Origin of the sequence: Bradyrhizobium sp. 930_D9_N1_4, from assembly GCF_052076015.1 — a bacterium.
Classification (GTDB): Bacteria; Pseudomonadota; Alphaproteobacteria; order Rhizobiales; family Xanthobacteraceae; genus Bradyrhizobium.
On record NZ_CP197236.1, the window covers coordinates 1081836 to 1099618 of the forward strand.

The 17783-nt window shown below is 62.6% G+C and carries 14 protein-coding genes and 1 tRNA gene; 7 read left to right on the plus strand and 8 right to left on the minus strand.

Annotation, left to right across the window (positions count from 1 at the left end):
• The first annotated feature begins 17 nt into the window (after positions 1-17).
• Positions 18-908 carry a LysR substrate-binding domain-containing protein gene (locus AB7532_RS05030; protein WP_441233721.1) on the plus strand — a complete coding sequence of 297 codons (891 nt, stop codon included), beginning with the start codon at positions 18-20 and terminating at the stop codon, positions 906-908.
• Positions 909-1019: 111 nt separating this feature from the next.
• Here AB7532_RS05030 and AB7532_RS05035 read toward each other — a convergent pair whose 3' ends face one another.
• From AB7532_RS05035 to AB7532_RS05045, 3 genes are all read right to left on the minus strand, one after another.
• Positions 1020-1985, minus strand: coding sequence for a Bug family tripartite tricarboxylate transporter substrate binding protein (locus AB7532_RS05035; RefSeq protein WP_441233722.1), 966 nt, complete (start codon positions 1983-1985; stop codon positions 1020-1022).
• A gap of 75 nt (positions 1986-2060) precedes the next feature.
• A complete protein-coding gene (gene hisN / locus AB7532_RS05040) occupies positions 2061-2843 on the minus strand; it encodes a histidinol-phosphatase (protein WP_441233723.1) in 783 nt (260 codons plus the stop codon).
• A gap of 536 nt (positions 2844-3379) precedes the next feature.
• Complete coding sequence (locus AB7532_RS05045; RefSeq protein ID WP_441233724.1) at positions 3380-4270, minus strand: N-formylglutamate amidohydrolase; 891 nt, start codon at positions 4268-4270, stop codon at positions 3380-3382.
• A 339-nt stretch (positions 4271-4609) separates the two neighbouring features.
• Here AB7532_RS05045 and cpdR point away from each other — a divergent pair, with 339 nt between their 5' ends.
• Positions 4610-4969, plus strand: a complete 360-nt coding sequence (gene cpdR / locus AB7532_RS05050) for a cell cycle two-component system response regulator CpdR (protein WP_007597092.1) — start codon at positions 4610-4612, stop codon at positions 4967-4969.
• Between the two features lie 76 nt (positions 4970-5045).
• Positions 5046-5120 (plus strand) — tRNA-Val (locus AB7532_RS05055).
• A gap of 112 nt (positions 5121-5232) precedes the next feature.
• Here the strand turns inward: AB7532_RS05055 and AB7532_RS05060 are convergent.
• Together AB7532_RS05060 and AB7532_RS05065 are read right to left on the minus strand one after the other, a co-directional pair.
• Positions 5233-9006, minus strand: coding sequence for a tetratricopeptide repeat protein (locus tag AB7532_RS05060; RefSeq protein WP_441233725.1), 3774 nt, complete (start codon positions 9004-9006; stop codon positions 5233-5235).
• Between the two features lie 54 nt (positions 9007-9060).
• Positions 9061-10359 carry a heme-binding protein gene (locus AB7532_RS05065; protein ID WP_441233726.1) on the minus strand — a complete coding sequence of 433 codons (1299 nt, stop codon included), beginning with the start codon at positions 10357-10359 and terminating at the stop codon, positions 9061-9063.
• 563 nt (positions 10360-10922) lie between these two features.
• On the opposite strand from AB7532_RS05065, the gene AB7532_RS05070 reads away from it, so the two are divergent.
• Positions 10923-11138: a hypothetical protein gene (locus tag AB7532_RS05070; RefSeq protein ID WP_441233727.1), complete on the plus strand. Its 216-nt coding sequence runs from the start codon at positions 10923-10925 to the stop codon at positions 11136-11138.
• Between the two features lie 169 nt (positions 11139-11307).
• Here AB7532_RS05070 and AB7532_RS05075 read toward each other — a convergent pair whose 3' ends face one another.
• Positions 11308-11766 (minus strand): NUDIX hydrolase, encoded by a 459-nt coding sequence (locus tag AB7532_RS05075; protein WP_441233728.1) that lies wholly within the window; start codon positions 11764-11766, stop codon positions 11308-11310.
• A gap of 131 nt (positions 11767-11897) precedes the next feature.
• Here AB7532_RS05075 and AB7532_RS05080 point away from each other — a divergent pair, with 131 nt between their 5' ends.
• Positions 11898-12320 carry a RidA family protein gene (locus tag AB7532_RS05080; RefSeq protein ID WP_441233729.1) on the plus strand — a complete coding sequence of 141 codons (423 nt, stop codon included), beginning with the start codon at positions 11898-11900 and terminating at the stop codon, positions 12318-12320.
• 9 nt (positions 12321-12329) lie between these two features.
• Here AB7532_RS05080 and AB7532_RS05085 read toward each other — a convergent pair whose 3' ends face one another.
• Positions 12330-13421: an enolase C-terminal domain-like protein gene (locus AB7532_RS05085; RefSeq protein WP_441233730.1), complete on the minus strand. Its 1092-nt coding sequence runs from the start codon at positions 13419-13421 to the stop codon at positions 12330-12332.
• Positions 13422-13610: 189 nt separating this feature from the next.
• On the opposite strand from AB7532_RS05085, the gene AB7532_RS05090 reads away from it, so the two are divergent.
• The gene (locus AB7532_RS05090) at positions 13611-15173 is read left to right on the plus strand and encodes an adenylate/guanylate cyclase domain-containing protein (RefSeq protein WP_441233731.1); all 1563 of its coding nucleotides are present in this window, start codon (positions 13611-13613) and stop codon (positions 15171-15173) included.
• A gap of 413 nt (positions 15174-15586) precedes the next feature.
• Positions 15587-16186: a hypothetical protein gene (locus AB7532_RS05095; RefSeq protein WP_441233732.1), complete on the plus strand. Its 600-nt coding sequence runs from the start codon at positions 15587-15589 to the stop codon at positions 16184-16186.
• A gap of 172 nt (positions 16187-16358) precedes the next feature.
• Here AB7532_RS05095 and AB7532_RS05100 read toward each other — a convergent pair whose 3' ends face one another.
• Positions 16359-17582 (minus strand): ABC transporter substrate-binding protein, encoded by a 1224-nt coding sequence (locus AB7532_RS05100; RefSeq protein WP_441233733.1) that lies wholly within the window; start codon positions 17580-17582, stop codon positions 16359-16361.
• Positions 17583-17783: the final 201 nt, after the last annotated feature.

Below are 17783 nucleotides of genomic sequence, written 5' to 3' on the forward strand. Positions count from 1 at the left end.
AGCTGAGGAGACCTGCCATGCGTTTCGACCTCGTTGATCTCCAGCTTTTCATCGCGGTGGCCGACCAGCGCAGTATCACCCGCGGTGCGGAGCGGTCACATCTCGCGCTGGCTTCGGCCAGCGCGCGCATCAAAGGGCTCGAGGATGCGCTCGGCGTCGCCCTGCTCAAGCGCGGACGGCGCGGCGTCGAGTTGACCGCGGCCGGCGAGAGCCTGCTCGATCATGCCAGGGTCGTCATGCACCAGATCGACGCCATGCGCGGCGATCTCGCCGGCTTTGCCAGCGGCGTGCGCGCCAGCGTGCATTTTCTCGTCAACACCTCGGGGCTGTCGGAGCATCTGCCGAAGGCTTTGGCCGGATTTCTGCACGAGCACCGGGACGTCGCCGTCGACATCGAGGAGCGCGAGAGCACCGATATCGCGGCTGCGATCACCGCCGGTGCCGCTGATCTCGGCTTCGCCGCCGAGCACGCGCTGCCCGACCACATCGAGCGCTTCGTCTTCAGTGAGGATCATCTGACATTGGTGACGTCGAAGCGGGGCCCGTTCGCGGGCCGCCGCCAGATCGATTTTCAGGAGACGGGAGCCTGCGATTTCGTCGGGCTGACCAGCGCCACCGCGCTCCAGATGCACATTTCGAAACACGCCGCCCGGCTCGGCATCCGCCCGCACTACCGCGCGCGGATGCGCGATTTCGACGCGATCTGCCAGATGGTCGCCGCCGACGTCGGCATCGCCCTGGTGCCGATATCAGCCGCCCGCCGCTGCGCCAAGCTGATGCCGCTCGCCATGGTTCGCCTGCGCGACGCCTGGGCCAACCGGAAGCTCGTGATCTGCGCGCGGAGTTTCAAGGCACTGCCGCGGCCGGCCAAGATGCTGGTGGAGCATTTGCGGGCCGAGGCTGTGTGAGGGGGAATCCACAAATTCGCCATGCCCGGGCTCGTCCCGGGCATCCACGTTCTTTGTGCCGAATGGGAAGGACGTGGATGGCCGGGACAAGCCCGGCCATGACGGTGTGGCTTACTTCGCCGTCTCGATCCCGGCGTCCTTGATCACCTTCGCCCACTTCTTCGTCTCATCCGCGATGAAGCTGCGAAAATGCTCGGGCTCATCGCCAATCAGCGTCGCGCCTTGCTGGGCGAGCTTCTCCTTCACGCCGGGATCCGCCATCGCCTTCGTTGCCAGGTCATGCAGCGCGGTGACGATCTCCTTCGGGGTGCCCTTCGGCGCCACCATGCCGTACCAGTTCTCGACGCGCAGATCGGGAAAACCCGCTTCCGAAAGCGTCGGCACGTCGGGCGCGGTCGGGGTACGCTCGGCGGAGCCTATCGCGATCGGCCGCAGCGCGCCGGCCTTGACCTGCGGCAGCAGCACGGGGAGATCGAGGAACGTCATCTGCACCTGCTGCCCCAGCAGATCGTTCACCGCGGGCGCGGCGCCGCGATAGGGCACGTGCACGATATCGATCTTGGCGGTCAGCTTGAACAGCTCGCCGGCGAGATGCGGCAGGCTGCCGGGGCCGGAGGAGGCGAAGTTGAGCTTTCCCGGCTGTGCTTTCGCCAGCGCGATCAGCTCACTGACGTTCTTGGCCTCTACGTTGGTGGCGACGACGAGCATTTCCGGCACGGTCGCAACCAGCGTCACCGGCGTGAGGTCGCTCGAGGTGTCGTAGGCGACCCGCTCCATGCTCGGGCTGATCGCGAGCGCGCCGGCTGAGGAGATCGCGATGGTGTAGCCGTCGGGCGGGGCTTTCGAGACCGCGTCGGTGCCGAGCACGCCGCCCTGGCCGCCGCGATTGTCGATCAGCACCGGCTGTCCTGACAGCTCCGACATGCGCTGTCCGATCACCCGGGCGATGATGTCGTTGGGGCCGCCGGCCGGAAACGGCACGATCAGCTTGATCGGCTTGGCCGGATAATTCTGGGCGGAGGCGAGGGTGGGAAACAGAAGCAGGCTTGCGAGGAGGAGCGAGCGGCGGGTTTTCATGCAGGCTCCTTGAAGCATGATCCGGAAAAGTGTGCAGCGGTTTTCCGGCAAGATCATGCGCAAACGAAAAACAGGCTATGCGTTGAGCAGTTTCAGTGCTTCTTCGTGAACCCGGGCGTCGCCGGCGGCAACGATGCGTCCGCCGCCCTGCGCCGGCTTGCCTTCCCAGGTGGTGACGACGCCGCCGGCGCCGGTCACGATCGGGATCAGGGCCGCGATATCGTAAGGCTTCAGCTCGGTCTCGACCACGAGATCGACGTGACCTGCCGCCAGCATGCAATAGGAGTAGCAGTCGCCGCCATAGCGCGACAGGCGCGCGCCCTTCTCGATCCGGCCGAAGATGGCGCGGTCGCGCTCGTTCATCAGCAGCGGGCTGGTCGTGTAGGTCGTCGCCTCCGCCAGCGAGGCGCAGCGGCGGACCTGGAGCCGGCGCTCGCCGGAGGGGCCTTTATAGTTGGCCGAGCCGTTGTCGCCGGAAAAGCGCTCGCCGATGAAGGGCTGGTGCATCATGCCGTACACCGGCGTGCCCTTGTGCAGCAGCGCGATCAGCGTGCCCCAGATCGGAAACCCGCCGATGAAGGATTTGGTGCCGTCGATGGGGTCGAGCACCCAGACGTAGTCGGAGTCCTCGCGCTCATTGCCGAATTCCTCGCCGACGATGCCGTGCTGGGGGAAGCTGGCCTTGATCAGGCGCCGCATCACCGCCTCGGCGGCGCGATCGGCCTCCGTCACGGGGTCGAAATCCTTGGTCTTGCTCTTGTCGTCGATCGACAGCGAGGTGCGGAAGAACGGCAGGATGGTTTCGCCGGACGCGGTGGCGAGCCGTCCGATGAAGGCGGAGAAGTCGATCACCGTCACGGCGTGGTCCTCAAAGCGAAAGTGGAAGCTTGCTCCTGCCTAACCCAATTCGCCGCGCGCGTGCAGCGCCGTCTTGATTTTGCACCCTGGTATTTTGAATGCCGAAGCGGATCTGCCCCGCCGTGGTCACGGGCTGGCCAAATATCGATCATAGAGTTGAAAACTTAGTTCCGAACATGCCTTGTTCGTATGCAAATGACTATCAACCCATTGAATTTCCTTATCAAAGAAACTGAATCTGGGTTTCGCTATAAGCAAATGAGCCATGTCCGTTTTGCATGGGAAACGGCTCAAAAGCTCTTGCACTTTGTGCGTCGCGGCCGCATATTGTTGCGGTGCGGTAGCGCTTCTCGCGTTACTGCTGCCCTCCTTGGGCGTTTCCTCCCTAGACTTGGGCCGCTTCTTCATCAGAAGCGGCCCTTTTTTCTGTCAGCCTCGATCTTCGCTCTGACGCGCGCAGCAACGCGAAGCGAAAACGCGTGCGCGCAAAACGCTCACGACGCGATCGCAGGAAAGAAAAGCTGAAAAGCTTTCGTCTATTCCGCCGCCGCCTGGAACGGGCCGAGATCGCCGAACGGGATGGTAGTCGCCAGCACGTCGGCGAGGACGCCGAAATCGCTCGCCACTTGCGCAAAGCGCGGACTGCGCTCACGCCGCCGCTCGTCCATGTAGATCGCGCGGTTGAGCTCGAGCTGCACGGCGTGCAGCCCGCTTGCCGGATTGCCGTAATGCTCGGTGATGAAGCCGCCGGCATAGGGCTTGTTGCGGCCGATCGAATAGCCGAGCCCCGTCATGGTCTCCTCGACCCTGTCGGGGAGCAGCGGCGTGCAGCTCGTGCCGTAACGGTCGCCGATCACGATGTCGGGCCGGCGCGGCTCGTCGCGCGAGACGCCGACCGAGGGCATCGAGTGGCAGTCGACCAGCACCACGGTGCCGAACATCTGGTGCACCTTGTTGATCAGCCGGCGCAGCGCGCGATGATACGGCTTGTAGAGCGTCTCGATCCGCGCCAGCGCGTCGTCGACCAGGATGCGGTCGCGATAGATTTCCTGACCGTCGCCGACGACGCGCGGAATGGTGCCGAGGCCGCCCGCCACCCGCATCGAGCGGGTGTTGGCAAAGCTCGGCAGGCGCCCGGTGAACATGCGCGGGTCGAGCTCATAGGGCTCGCGATTGACGTCGACATAGGAGCGGGGAAAGTTGACCCGCACGGTCGGAAAGCCGCGGTCGCTGAGATGGCCGGTCAGCTCGTCCATGAAGGAATCTTCCGACCGCCGCAGCTGCGGCAGGTCGATCCTGGAGGCGCTGAGGAATTCGTCCGGGTAGGTCGAGCCGGAATGGGGCGAGTTGAAGATGACGGGCGCGCGCCATTGCGCGGGCTCCACGATCTCGAAGGCTGGCGACGCATCGCCGTCAAACCGGGTCATCTTCTCAGGCTTCGTCCCTTAATTCTCAGGCTTCGTCCCGTCACGCCGCAAGATCGGGCGCTGATTCGGCCGGTCGAGCGGCTCTTATGTGTCGTCATTGTCCGGAATCGCAACCATTCTGCCAAGCGAAAAGATGTGATCGGCGCTGGAACATGTCTTAACCCTGCGGGCAGGGAGGCGGGGACGCGCCGATGCGGCTCGATTGATTCGTGCGGCATTCCGGTTCACAAGGGACCGGCAGCGCGAGCCGGCCTGGGGTTAAGATTTTCACCCCAAATTTACCCTCTGTCAGGCTTAGTGACCTCTGCTGATATCCTCTGGGGATCGACGTTTCCTGTCATGCCAAAAATCCTGCTCGCCGAAGACGACAACGACATGCGCCGTTTCCTGGTCAAGGCGCTGGAAAACGCCGGTTTTCAGGTCTCGTCCCATGACAACGGCATGGCCGCCTATCAGCGGCTCCGCGAAGAGCCGTTCGAGATGCTGCTGACCGACATCGTGATGCCGGAGATGGACGGCATCGAGCTCGCCCGCCGGGCCTCGGAACTCGACCCCGACATCAAGATCATGTTCATCACCGGCTTCGCCGCGGTCGCCCTGAATTCGGATTCGGACGCCCCCAAGAACGCCAAGGTGCTGTCCAAACCCGTGCATCTGCGCGAATTGGTCAGCGAAGTGAACAAGATGCTGGCGGCCTAAATCGGCCGCCTTCCGTCCTTGCACCGGCTCCCCTGAGCCGTTATAGGGACCCGACCCGGACGCAAGTGGACTTTTAGGGCGCGTAGCTCAGCGGGAGAGCACTACCTTGACATGGTAGGGGTCACAGGTTCGATCCCTGTCGCGCCCACCATCCTTCGCTCGCTATAAGAAGAGGGGAGGATGGTGCGTTTGCGAGAGGATCTCAATCTCGCAGAACTGGCTGCATAACCTCCCCAACCATACTCCAAGACGCCCTAAGAAATTCAGGGTTGCTCCGGCGGCTCAGAATCGGCGCTGAAGGATTGTCTGAACAGCATTGTGACCTTGTCAGGTTCAATCTTCAGGATGACCGCGACGGAATTCGGAATGCTCGTCGAGCCTGTTATTCTCCAGACACGTGCGAAGCTCCGGAGAACGGTGCCTGCTGAAACCTCATTCTCGAATTCCACGAAGATCGCGAGCGCTTGGCAATAAGCGTCTTCAGCTTCGGCGAAACGCGCCCTCGTCTCGGCCAGCCTACCGAGCTGATGATAAGTATCGCCGAGTTCATACCGCTCGGAAAGCGCCACGTAGGTCTCCAGCGCCTTGTTATAAGCGCTCTCGGCTTCCTCAAGGCGGCCTCGATCCTGCGCGACCACGCCTAATTGATGATAGGTAGCGGCAGCACTGTGGTAATCCTTGTATTCAAGTGAAACCGCGAGCGCCTTCCTATAGGCATCTTCCGCTTTCGAGTAATGGCGTTGACGGTGTGCGACCGCGCCCAGTTGGTGATAGACGAGCGAAAGGCGATATCGATTGGCAAATTCGAGCACGATCGCGAGAGCCTTATTATACCATTCCTCGGCCTCCATGAGGCGGTCCTGTATCAAAGCCAAGCTGCCAAGCTCACTGTATGTGATGACAATTTCCTTCCGGTCGTTAAATTCGAGTCTGATTTCTAGCGCTTTCCTAAATGCGTCTTCCGCATCCGTAAAATTGTGTCGGTCCACCGCCACGCTGCCAAGCATATGATATGTGCTGGCTGTGCCGCTGTGATCGCGAAATTCGATCTGGATCTCTAGTGCCCTCTCGAAGAAGTCCTTGGCCTCAGTAAGACGACGCTGACGGAGCGCCACTGAACCTAGTTGATGAAATATGGCAGCACGACCTTGGCCGACTAGTTGTGGTTCGAAGTCTTTGACTCCATCAAGGATAGCAAGTGCCCTTTCGTAGCTTGTGCGCGCTCGGTCGAATTCACGTAACTCCAGTTGACGTGTCGCGATGCTCTCGATGACGCCGGCAAATTGAATCGCGCTTCGACCGGTGATGGCTTCACTTGGCAGCAGTTCAAGCTTGGCAAGCACCAGTTCAGCCAACTCGCGGCCGCGGGTGTGATCCTGCAAATAGTCCAGATGATTGGAAAGCGCCGTGTAGGGCGTAACGATCGACGCATGTTGGTCCAATGCGTAGCGAAGGGCGATCCCAAGATTCGCATACTCCTGTTCGACGAGTATTGGTGCTAGCCGATACTCTTCGGGTGTCTTGGACACTTGGAGGTCGCACAATACGTTACCGAAGCCATTATAATGCTTGCGGAAGGCTCGTTCGATCGCGTGACGCCGCTCTGTCTGATCTGCCGCGTCGAGACGGCCGGTCAGAAACCAGCTCAACGCTGGCTGCGGATGTAGCAAGAAGGAAGCCCTCGGATTGCGCTGAAGCAGACCAAGACTGAGGGCACGCTCCAGCACCTCGCGCAGCCGCTTTAGAGGCAGTTCGGCCAGAGCTGGCTCTTCAGCAAGCTGATGCTGATAGCCGTCGAGAAAGGCTGTATTGATGACCCCTGTAAACGGCGCAAAGCACGCGAGTAGCGCCTGATCGCCGGGATCGAGATGCCCGTGACTGTAATCAATGCATGCCATCAGGCTCTGCGTTCGGGCCACGATCGGATCAGCGCCGGGAGCCACGTCGATTTTGGCAAGGCCGCTCCGCAGCTCTTCGAGCACCTCAGCCGACGTCTTGGTTGCCAGATGCGGCAGCACGACCTGCAAGGCCAATGGATAACCGGCGAGCAGTGTCATCAATTCCTTGAATGCATTCTCTGCGCGCCTTGGCTGTGCCCCGGCACGCTGCAAAACTGCATCTGCAAGGTCGGATGCGGCTTCGGGATCGAGTCCCTCCAGCTGATAGACATTCTTGGCAAAAGTATCCTTTGCGAGCCACGCTTCCTCCCCGCGCGAGCCCAGCAGAACCAGGGTCTGGCCACCGGCAAGTGTCGCTAGAAAACCGCGGAGTTCGTCGCGCTCCTTCTCAGTCAGGCTGTGAGGAATCGCCAGCGGCGCGGCCATCACGCTTTCGAGATTGTCCAGGATCAGGAGGTGGCGCTTCCCGCGGAACGCTGCAGCAACGGCTTGCTGCTGCGCGGCCTCGCTCATGTTGTCGTATATGCGTGCAATATCCGCCGGCAGCACCTTTGGTGCCGCCTCACGCATGATTTGCGCCCGGGTCCATGCCTTCTCGTCCCACCCAAAATAGAACGTGCGCTCGATCAGTCCCGTCAGCTCCCACCAGTGCGCGAGATGCTTGAACAGCGTGCTCTTGCCGCTGCCGCCCATGCCCTGCACCAGCAGCAAATTGCGCCGGGTCAGGAGCGCGGTCTCGATCCGCAGCACGTCGAGATCGCGGCCGAAGAAGCCGTATTCGGTGACGGGCTCGGGCGAGCGCTCCGCTGCTTCCGTGTACCAGCGGCCGGCTTCCTCGGCCGTGAACTCCCGGAACGCCAGCTTCGGTTCGCGGTTCTGGTAGGTGACCGGCAGCAGCCAGTCCTCCAGCTCGATCGTTTCGTTGTAGGCGGCCTGCCGCCGCTTCTCCGCCGCCAGGATTCGCCGCCCGGCGAGCACCGCCGATCCGAGCGGCCGCCCCGCAAACAGATCGCCGTAGAGCTTTGGAATGAGTTTTTCGGCCGCGCTGACTGTAACCGACCAGGCCATGCCGAGCGCGCTTTGCACGCCGGCTTCGAGCAATCGCGCCGCAAGGCTGCTTTCCTCTGCGCCCACCTGCCGGCCGGATTGGCAGGCGTTCAGGATCGCAATCGGAATCTTGTGCTTGAGCAGCAGCCCGGCCAACTCCTCGGCCTCGCCGAGGCCGGTGGGGTCGTCCTTCTCGGGCTGGAAGCACAGGAAGGCCTTGCTGCCTTCATAGGGCGCGATCTCCTCACGCCCCCAGCGCCCGCGCAAGGTCAGGCTGTCGGTCGGCGCCGGCGCTTGCTGCTGCTCGACAAACTCGTCGTAGGTCAGCAGCCCGCCATGCAGGTCGAAATGGACGGCATGGTAATACCCGGCGCCCCGGTCCTGCGTGGTCGCCTCCAGCCGTTCCACCAGCGCCTGCCATGTCCCCGGACGAACGAAATCGACGTCGACCCGCAACTGAGCCTGCCGGAGCGTGCCGACCAAGGGCCGGGTGATGGTGCGATAGCCGACGTCGCGCGCTTCGCCGGGACGTGCGGTGAGTACCAGGAGATTGAGCGTCGGCGAATTCGCCGGCACCGCCTCAAGCGGCGGAGGCGCGGCGGTCCGGCGGCGCATGATCGGCACGTCGAGCGCAAACGGCCGCGGCAGCTTCGGGTCCTTGACCGCCTCCCAGTGCAGTCCCTGAAACGTCGGCGAGCCGATGACCGCGATCGCGAGCTTGTCCGGATAGGCGCGCTTCTTCAGGTCACCATAGGCTTCGCGCGCATCGGGGCTGCCGAACAACTGCCCGAACAGCGCCTCGCCATAGGCAGTGATGCTTTCACCCGCCTGCCGCGCCCGCACTTGGTCGGCAAAGGGAAACCGCAGATATTCCTCGAAATACCAGTCGAGCTCTTCTCGCTGGTCGTTGTCGAACGGCGAGGTGACGGTGACCTGATAGTCGTATCCGTCGATCCGCAGCACGGCGCCGTCTTGTCGCCCGGCATCCTCGCGGATCTCAATCACTTCCATAAAAATCCCCAGGCGCTCAAAATTCCAAAGGTCGTGCAATATCTCCAGATCAATTACAAATAGATAGTAGTACTGATACACCGCACTCGTCCAGAGAGTGCGGTGTATCGTCCGTCACACTGTCGTGGACCCCGCTCAACTCAGCGGCAGCAGATGGTCCGGGATCGGCACCGGTGCGGCCGGCACGAGCGATGCGACCGAGACGTGCGGCCAGGTCAGGGTGGCGAAATCCAGCATGACTTTCTGCGAGTACTGGATCTGCGTCGTCGCCACCCTGACATGACCGCCCTTGAAGCCCTTGCCGGGCACGAACGGGATCGCGGCGACGAAGCTCGGAACCAGCGGCACCTTGCTCTTCTGGCGCGGTTGCAGGATCACCGGCGGCGATCCCGGCGGCAGCGCCGGCACGTCGATGTCGTAGACCACTGTCTCGATCCAGAATACCGCGTCCATCTGGAAGGCGTTGGCGTTGGCGCTGCCGCCGCCCGGCGGCGGATTGGGCTGCCCCTCGAGGAAGGCGATGTTCGCGGTGCCGCCCGCAAAATTCGGCGCAGTGGGATGAGGTCCGGGCGAGGCAATCGCCGGCAAAGGTCCGCCTGAGAGCGGCGTGCCGGGCTTCGTCGAGGTCTCGATGACGATGGTCTGGGTGATGGTCTGATGCGCGATCTGATTGCGCAGCACCGTGTTGGGATCAGTGATCATGGCCTGGGTCAGCTTGCCGGAGGCCATCAGCGCGGTCAGATCCTGCGGCAGTCTTCGCGTCGTCTTGTTGGCTGCGGTCTGGTTCTGGAATGTGATCTTGGCGCCCGGATTGCCGCCGAGGAACGGCGTGATGTCGATCGCCGCGATGGTCGGCTTGCCGGCGACGGGCGGCAGCGCGGTGCCTTGCGCGGTGATCGTCGTGCCGTGCGGGATCGAGGCCATGCGCGCAACGGTGAACGGCTCGTTCGGAATGTTGGTGGCGGGCACCGCCACCCAGATGCCGGGTTCGAAGTGAATGCCGACGGGCGTCCCGGTGGTGACGTCGTTGATGGTCTGGAGATACGGCACGCCGTTCAGGAACGCGTCCGCCTGCGTTCCCGTGCCGCGATTGGGAATCGAGCCGAGATTGTTCGAGAAGGACAGCGTCTCGTCGGTGAGATTCAGCTCCAGCACGTTGTCGGCCGGATCGGTCGTGTTGACCGGCCCCGGCATCGGCGTCGGCGTCGTCGCGCTTTCGGGCCGGAAGATCGTATTGAACCCCTGTCCCGTGAACGTGCCCGTAAAGGCCGACAGCGGACCGAGAATGGGCGGCAAGGTGATCGGCGGTGCGACAGGGTGGGCGGCCGCCGCCGCTGCCGGCTTTGCGACAGCATCGAACACGTTGTCGACCTGGTGGATGGAGAAATTCGCGGTTTTCGTGAAGGCATTGCTGAGTGATTTGGGCTCGTCCATGGTGATCCCTCGTGATGCTGCAACTGTCGATGCCGGCATTTCCCCGGGCCGGCCGTCCGGGCAGATGAGTCCGTTGCTCTCGGGCGTCGCAATCCCGATCGCATCTCGCGATGTGCCCGGTGCCGGGCATGACGATTCGTTCACGCGCGGTGATGCGCGCGTGCTCATTGAGAATGTCGAGCAGCCTTAAATCGTTGGTCGAGCCAAAGGTTGAACGGACCTGCGTGAACTGATCGTGATTTTCAACTTATGGTTCGGACAAGGCGGACGATCGTGAAATGAGCGGGCCTTGCGAACCGGGCGAAGCATTGCCTCCTTCGGCTGCGTGCTCGAAAATGAGATGATCAAAAATGAAGTGTGCGGCGCCGGTCTACCCGGCTTCGGTTATGCTGTATCATCGTACAACCTTAAGATGGTCGCAAATGTGGTCCATGTCACAAGACCACAAGAGTCGCAGCAACGGGACGCGCGCAAGGGCGCGGTGGAATTGTCGCTGGAATGGGATGCGGATGATGCGGGTGAGCTGTCTTGCAGTCTGTCTTGCCGTCCGTCTTGGCTTGGCCATGTCAGCACTGATCGCCTCGCGCGCCGACGCCGCGATCATCGATTGGCAGGCCGAGCTCCAGCGCTGCCGTGCGCTGCGCGAGAGCGTGGCGCCGCTGCTTCAGGCCGGCGAGGGAATCTCCGCCGTCGGCCGCTCCAACAGATCGGTCCGCCGCTGCATCTGGATCCAGCGCATGGCGGTGCGCAGGAAGATCCCCGGCGCGGAGGCGTGGTAATTGGCGGGTCAGCCGCATCGCTGCTCCACACTCCGTCATTGCGAGCCACCCGGTCCCGCCTCCGGCGGGCCGGATGACAGGCTCCGCGAAGCAATCCAGAATCTTTCCGCGGTGACAGTCTGGATTGCTTCGCTGCGCTCGCAATGACGACGCGGAGGTAGCGACCTATTTAGGTCCATCTCCCGCGCAGCAAGTCCTTCAACCCGGTCGGATAGAGGCTCGGTCCGCCCGCGATGTCGAGATCGGCGAGGTCGAACCAGCGCGCCACGATCTCTTCGCCGTTGTTCTCGCGGAAGTCGATGCGGTCCTGGCCGCTGAACGCGCCCTGCGGAAACGCGACCTCCGCGATGAACATCACCTCGTGTCCGGTCGCGCCCTCGTGCACGAAGATGTTCTCCATCACCAGCGGCTCGCCGGTGATGGTGATGTCGATGCCGAGCTCTTCGTTGAATTCGCGCATCAAGGCTTGCCGCCAGTTCTCGCGGAATTCGATCTCGCCGCCGAGCGGACGCACGCCCTTGAGTCGCCCGGCATCGTCGCGGACCTCGGCCGCGAGCAGCCGCCCGTCCCGCCAATGCAGGCCGATCGCGACGACGCGGATATGAGGGTGAGGTCGCCACGTGGTCATGGAGGTCGTTATCGCGCTGGCCGCCGCTGCGCAATGCAGGGCGAGAGCTTCGCAGCCTTGATCCGCGACTCCTCGCCTGCCATTGTCCGGCCGCCCACCACGGCAATGAGAAAAGAAGACAGGTGATCGAGATGAGCAGTGTGAACAAGCCCGGCGGCAACTACCTGCCGGTGATCATCCATGGCGGAATTGCGTATGTCAGCGGCCAGCTGCCGCGTCGTGGCGAAGACCTGCTGTATGCGGGCAAGGTCGGCGCAAATGTCGATGTCGCGGCGGCGCAGGAGGCGGCCAGCCTCTGCGCCGATCTCTGCATCGCGGCCATCAACCACGCAACGGGCGGAGACGACAGGATCGTCCAGGTCCTGCAGCTCGTGGGGTACGTCGCCTCGGCGCCTGGGTTTACCCAGCAGTCGCAAGTCATGAACGGTGCCTCCGACCGGCTGGTCGAACGCCTCGGCGATCGCGGTCGTCACACGCGGACGTCCGTCGGCGTCGCCGAACTGCCGCGGGGCGCTCCGGTCGAGCTGAGCATGATTGCCGCTGTCCGGGTGTAGGTGGCGGCTTTATGTGACGAGATATTTGGCGATCGCGGCCTCATCCCACGCGATGCCGTTGCCGGGCTCATCGCCCGGCAGCGCAAAGCCGTCCTTGATTTTCAGCCGCGTCGAGAGCACGGCGTCGGCCCAGTCGACATATTCCAGCCAGTGCGCGGTCGGTGTCACGCAAAGCAGATGAGCGCTGACCTCCGAGAACAGATGCGTCGACATCTCGATGCCGGCCGCGTGCGCCAGCGCGGCCGCGCGGAGCCAGCCGGTGACGCCGCCGATCCGTTGAACATCAGGCATCACGTAGTCGCAGGACTCGGCCGATAGCGCGGTCTGCATCGAGAAGGCGCTGTCGAAATTCTCGCCGATCTGGACCGGCGTGCGCAGCGCGTCCGCGATGCGGGCGTTGCCGGCATAGTCGTCGTGGCGGATCGGCTCCTCGATCCAGGTCAGGCCCTCGTCGTCGAGCATCTCGCCGCGGCGAATGGCTTCCGTCACCGTCAGCGCCTGGTTGTAGTCGCACATCAAAGTCACATCGTCGCCGACGGCCTTGCGCACCGCGCGCACGACGGCCAGATCCTCCCGCGCATCGGGGCGGCCGACGCGGATCTTCGCGGCGTGGAAGCCCTCGGCCAGCAATCTGTGCGCCTCCTCCACCGCGGCGCCCGCCGGCATGATGCCGAGCCCTTTCGAATTGTACGCCCGCACCGGCTTCGGTGCGCCGCCGAGCAGGCGGGCAAGCGGAAGGCCTTTGCTCTTGGCCAGCGCATCCCAGGCCGCCATGTCGATGCCGGATTGCGCCAGCCGCTGCAGGCCGGCGAGCCCAAGCAGCGTAAAACGCTGGGTCAGCTTGCGCTCGATCTCGAACGGCAGCAGTTCGTCGCTTGTGAGCAGCTCCGACATTTCGGTGACCATCGCAGTCAGCGGCTTCAACGCAGAAGGCGTGATCGAGAACAGATAGGCATGTCCGACCGCGCCCTGGTCGGTCTCGCAGTCGATCAGCACCAGCGGTGCTTTTGCCACCGCCCCGGTCGAGGTTTTCAGCGGCAAATTCATCGGCACGATCACGGGCCGCGCGTTGAAGCGCCTGATGCGGATGGTGTCAGTCATTCGGAGGATCTCCCGGCGGGGTGAATGCAGGTTAATATCGATCTTAAACATTCGTCATGAAACGAAAAGCGGTTTGCCGCGACCACCATTAAAATGGGGTTGCGCGGGTCTGCGTTTATCGGCTCAGTGCCGCCGCTTGCCGCGAATCCCGGGAGTTCGCGACGAGATCGCACACAACGGAGCCACAGAGTGAAACAAGAGATCTCCGAAGAACAGCGCAAGAGCGGCCTCCTGACCGGTGCCGTGATCGCGTTCCTGCTGCTCGCTCTGCCCCTCGCGGTGTGGCTGGACCTGACCGAGCTCAGCAAAACCGCGTTGCGCCGGCAGGCGATTGATCTCAATTCGGTAATCACGAGTGTGCGCAGCTATTACGCCTCCAACGTGGTCGGGCGCATCCTCGCCAACCCTGGTGGCACGACCAGGGTCGTGCACAATTACGAGTCGGTTCCCGGCGCGATCCCGATCCCTGCGACGCTGTCGCTCGAGCTTGGCCGCGTGATCGGCGCGCAGCAGGAGAACATCACCTACCGCTTCGTCTCGGATTTCCCGTTCCAGAACCGCGCCGCACACCAGCTCGACAAGTTCGAGAAGGACGCGCTCGATGCGCTTCGCCGGGATCCCGAGCAGAAGATTCTGGACACCGAGACCTCGCTGTTTTCCGACAAGGTTCGGCTGGTCGCGCCCGTTACGATGGGGCCCGCCTGCGTGAGTTGCCACAACAGCCACCCCGAAAGCCCGAAGAAGGACTGGAAGGTCGGGGATGTCCGCGGCATCCAGGAGGTGATCATCGCCCAGCCGATCGCCGCCAACATCTTCTCCTTCAAGTTTCTCCTGGCCTATTTTCTGATCGCTGCCGGCAGCGGGCTGTCGTTCCTGTCGCTGCAGCGCCGTCAGGCGCGCCGCATCAAGGGCATGAACAAGGAACTCGAATCCGCCAACGACTTCCTGGCTGCACTCTCTATGAAGATCTCGCGCTACATCCCGCCGCAGGTCTACAAGAGCATCTTCTCCGGTCAGAAGGACGTCACCATCCACACCGAGCGCAAGAAGCTCACCATCTTCTTCTCCGACATCCAGAACTTCACCGCGACCGCGGAGCGGCTCCAGCCGGAGCAATTGACCCAGCTCCTCAATGAATATTTCACCGAGATGTCGGCGATCGCGCATGAGTATGGCGGCACCATCGACAAGTTCATCGGCGACGCCATGCTGATCTTCTTCGGCGATCCCGAGACCAAGGGCGACCGCACCGATGCGCAGGCCTGTCTCCAGATGGCCTGGCGGATGCAGCAGCGTCTTGCCGAGCTCAATGCGAAATGGCGGGCCTCCGGCATCGAGCAGCCGTTCCGCTCGCGCATGGGCATCAATTCCGGCTATTGCAATGTCGGCAATTTCGGCAGCAGCGACCGCATGGACTACACCATCATCGGTGCGGAAGCGAACCTCGCCGCGCGCCTGCAATCGATCGCCGAGCCCGGCGGCATCGTGCTGAGCTACGAGACGTTTGCGCTCGTCAGCGATATTGTCCGCGCGCACGCGCTGCCGGCGATCACGATGAAGGGCATCAGCCGCGAAATCATTCCGTATTCGGTCGACGCGCTGAACGACGCGGCGGCCGAGCGAAGCGGCGTCATCACCGAGCGCGCACCGGGGCTGGAGCTCTATCTCGATCCCGCGGTGGTGAAGTCCGGCGATGCGGCAAGGGTGCGCGCGATGCTGGAGAGTGCGTTGGCCTCGTTGAAGCCGGCGTGAGGGGCTTTCTTACCCTCCCCTGGAGGGGGAGGGTCGATCGCGCACAGCGCGAGCGGGGTGGGGTGATCTCTCAATGCGGGCAGTGTCTCAGCGCGGAGGGACTGTCACCCCACCCCGTCTCAGGTCTCGCTTGGCCCAACACAGGAGAGCACCCAGCCAAGGCCCGTAGTGCCTGCTGAAGTCGCCGTTGTGCCGCACGACCTCGATTAGATTTTCACTCCTATCGACCTGGTCAGACACCGCTGACCTCCTGTTCTCGCCGAACGCTTCACTCATTTCTAATGCCGCAAAGCCGAGGTAATACCCGCCACCCCCCACGCACAACCGCTGATTACCATTGTGAATATCTTCCATTCAGGCCGAATTTCGTGGAAAATGGTTTATTGCGGGCAAACCATTTCGAGGCGACGCCAATGCGTAAGCTCTTTGCGACGTTCCTGATCTGCTTAGCTGTGTCAGGCACTGCAGCTGATGCTCAGGCACCGGCGGCTTGGAACTTGGTCAAACAAGCGCCCAGCATTAAAGGAATAATCCGACCATCGGCGGCTTTAGTGCATGAGATCGTTACAGCGAGCAGGTTTTCGACGGCATTGCTGAGCCACCAGCCCCCCGTCACCCAATCCCTCTTGAAAGGAACTGATCCGCGCACGGTATTGCAAATGTTCGCCGCCAATAGCCCTGCCCTCACAGCATCTATAGCCGGACGAGCCGTAGCCCCAGCCCTTCCGACCCTTCCGGCAGCCAGTAAGGAAGCATTGGTCACAGTCTCTCTGCTGGATGGAAAGATCAAAATCGGGAAGCTGGGAAGGATCGGCCCCGTTGAGCTAAAGGTTGGAGAAGTCGAGGTCTACAAACTCGTCGCATATGGCGCCGTTGCTGCTGTCGCTTACTGCAATCTCATCCATTGTCAGGTGCCCACGGATGCAGAACTCAACGTGAAAGAGGTGGAGGCCGGGGACGACGAGCCCACTCCGGCCAAGGCCGAACCGCCCTCCATTTCGACCAGGAAATGAAAGCGCTCCGGCGGCGCCTCGCCAAGGTCCACTTCTTCACCAAAAAAATATTGGGTTGCTCCTATGACCTCTCCAGCCCTCCCCGCAAGCGGGGGAGGGAGTGCACCTCCTCCGTCGATACAGTGCAGCGCCGAGCACCCGCACAAGCCGGTAACGTGCTCGGTGAGTCACCTCACCTTGCCGCCCCCTCCGTGAACGCCGTCTCGATCACATCCCCAAACGGCTGCCACGACCGCCCGTCGAACTGCACCAGCCGCATCTGCCTGATTGGCAGATAGCTGTTCGGCGAGGTATTCATCCTGATATTCGGCAACGCAACGGAGGGCTGATAGCTCTTCATCGACGCCGCCTGCCGCATGATGTTGTCGCGCGAGAAATCGTTGCCGCATTGCTTCAGCACCTGCGTCAGCGCTTCGGCTGCGGCATAGCCGTAGAGAGCGGCGCTGTTGTTGGTGCTTTCGACGTGATGATACTTGTCCATGAAGCCGAACCAGTCCTTCATGGCGGGATCGTCCTTCCATGCGGGATCGCTCGGGTCTTTCAGGAATGCCGCCGAGATCACGCCGGCCGAATTCTCCAGGCCCGCCGGCGCCATCGCATTGGCGATCGAGGCGGAGGCGTCGTTGACGATGAAGACCGGGCGCCATTTCAGCGACGACGCCAGCTTGATCACCTTGGCGGCCGTCGAGGGCACGCCGAGAAACACGAAGATGTCGGCACCAGCGCGCTTGAGGATCGAGACGTGTCCGTCGAGGTGCTCGTCGTTGATGTCGAAGGCGATGTCGACGAGGACCAGACGGTTCATATCGCCGAGGCCTTCCTGGATGCCCTTGTAGAGCATGCGTCCAAACTGGTCGTTCTGCCAGAGCACCACGATCTTCTTCCGGGGGTAATAGGCCTGGATGTAATTGGCGTAGATGCGTCCCTCCGCGCGGTACGACGGCTGCCAGCCCATGGTCCATGGAAACGCCTTGGCCTGGCTCAGCTCCTCGTCGCCGGAGGCGACGAACAGCTGCGGGATTTTCTTCTCGTTCAGATACCAGCGCGTGGCGATATTGCCCGGCGTGCCGAACGAGCCGAACATCAGATGCACGTCGTCCTTCTCGACCAGGTTGCGCGTCAGCTCCAGCGCGGTCGTGGGATCGGAATTGTCGTCGCGCGTGATGAAGCGGATCTTGCGGCCGTTGATGCCGCCGCGCGCGTTGACCATGTCGAAATAAGCGGCCTCCGCCTGGCCGATCGCGCCGAACTCCGACAGCGGTCCCGAATACGGCATGACATTGCCGATGCGGATTTCCTTGTCGCTCGCCGGTTGGTCTGTGCGTTGCTCCGACATCGCCCCCAGCGAGGCGAGCGCGGCGATCAAGACGAACAGCAGTCTGCCGGTGACGCGCATGCTCGATACCTTGTCGTTGGCCCCCAACGAGGTCGGCTCAGTCCGCACCAAGGCGAGTTGATCTAGGTCAAGCGTTTGGCGATCGTGTGGCTGGGCGGAGCTTCTTATTGGCCGGATCGAAACGGCAAGCGTACTGACGTGCCGTGCATCTACCCCCGTCGCCCTCCGAGGGTGGCCGAAGAAGCGGCCACCTCAGGGTGA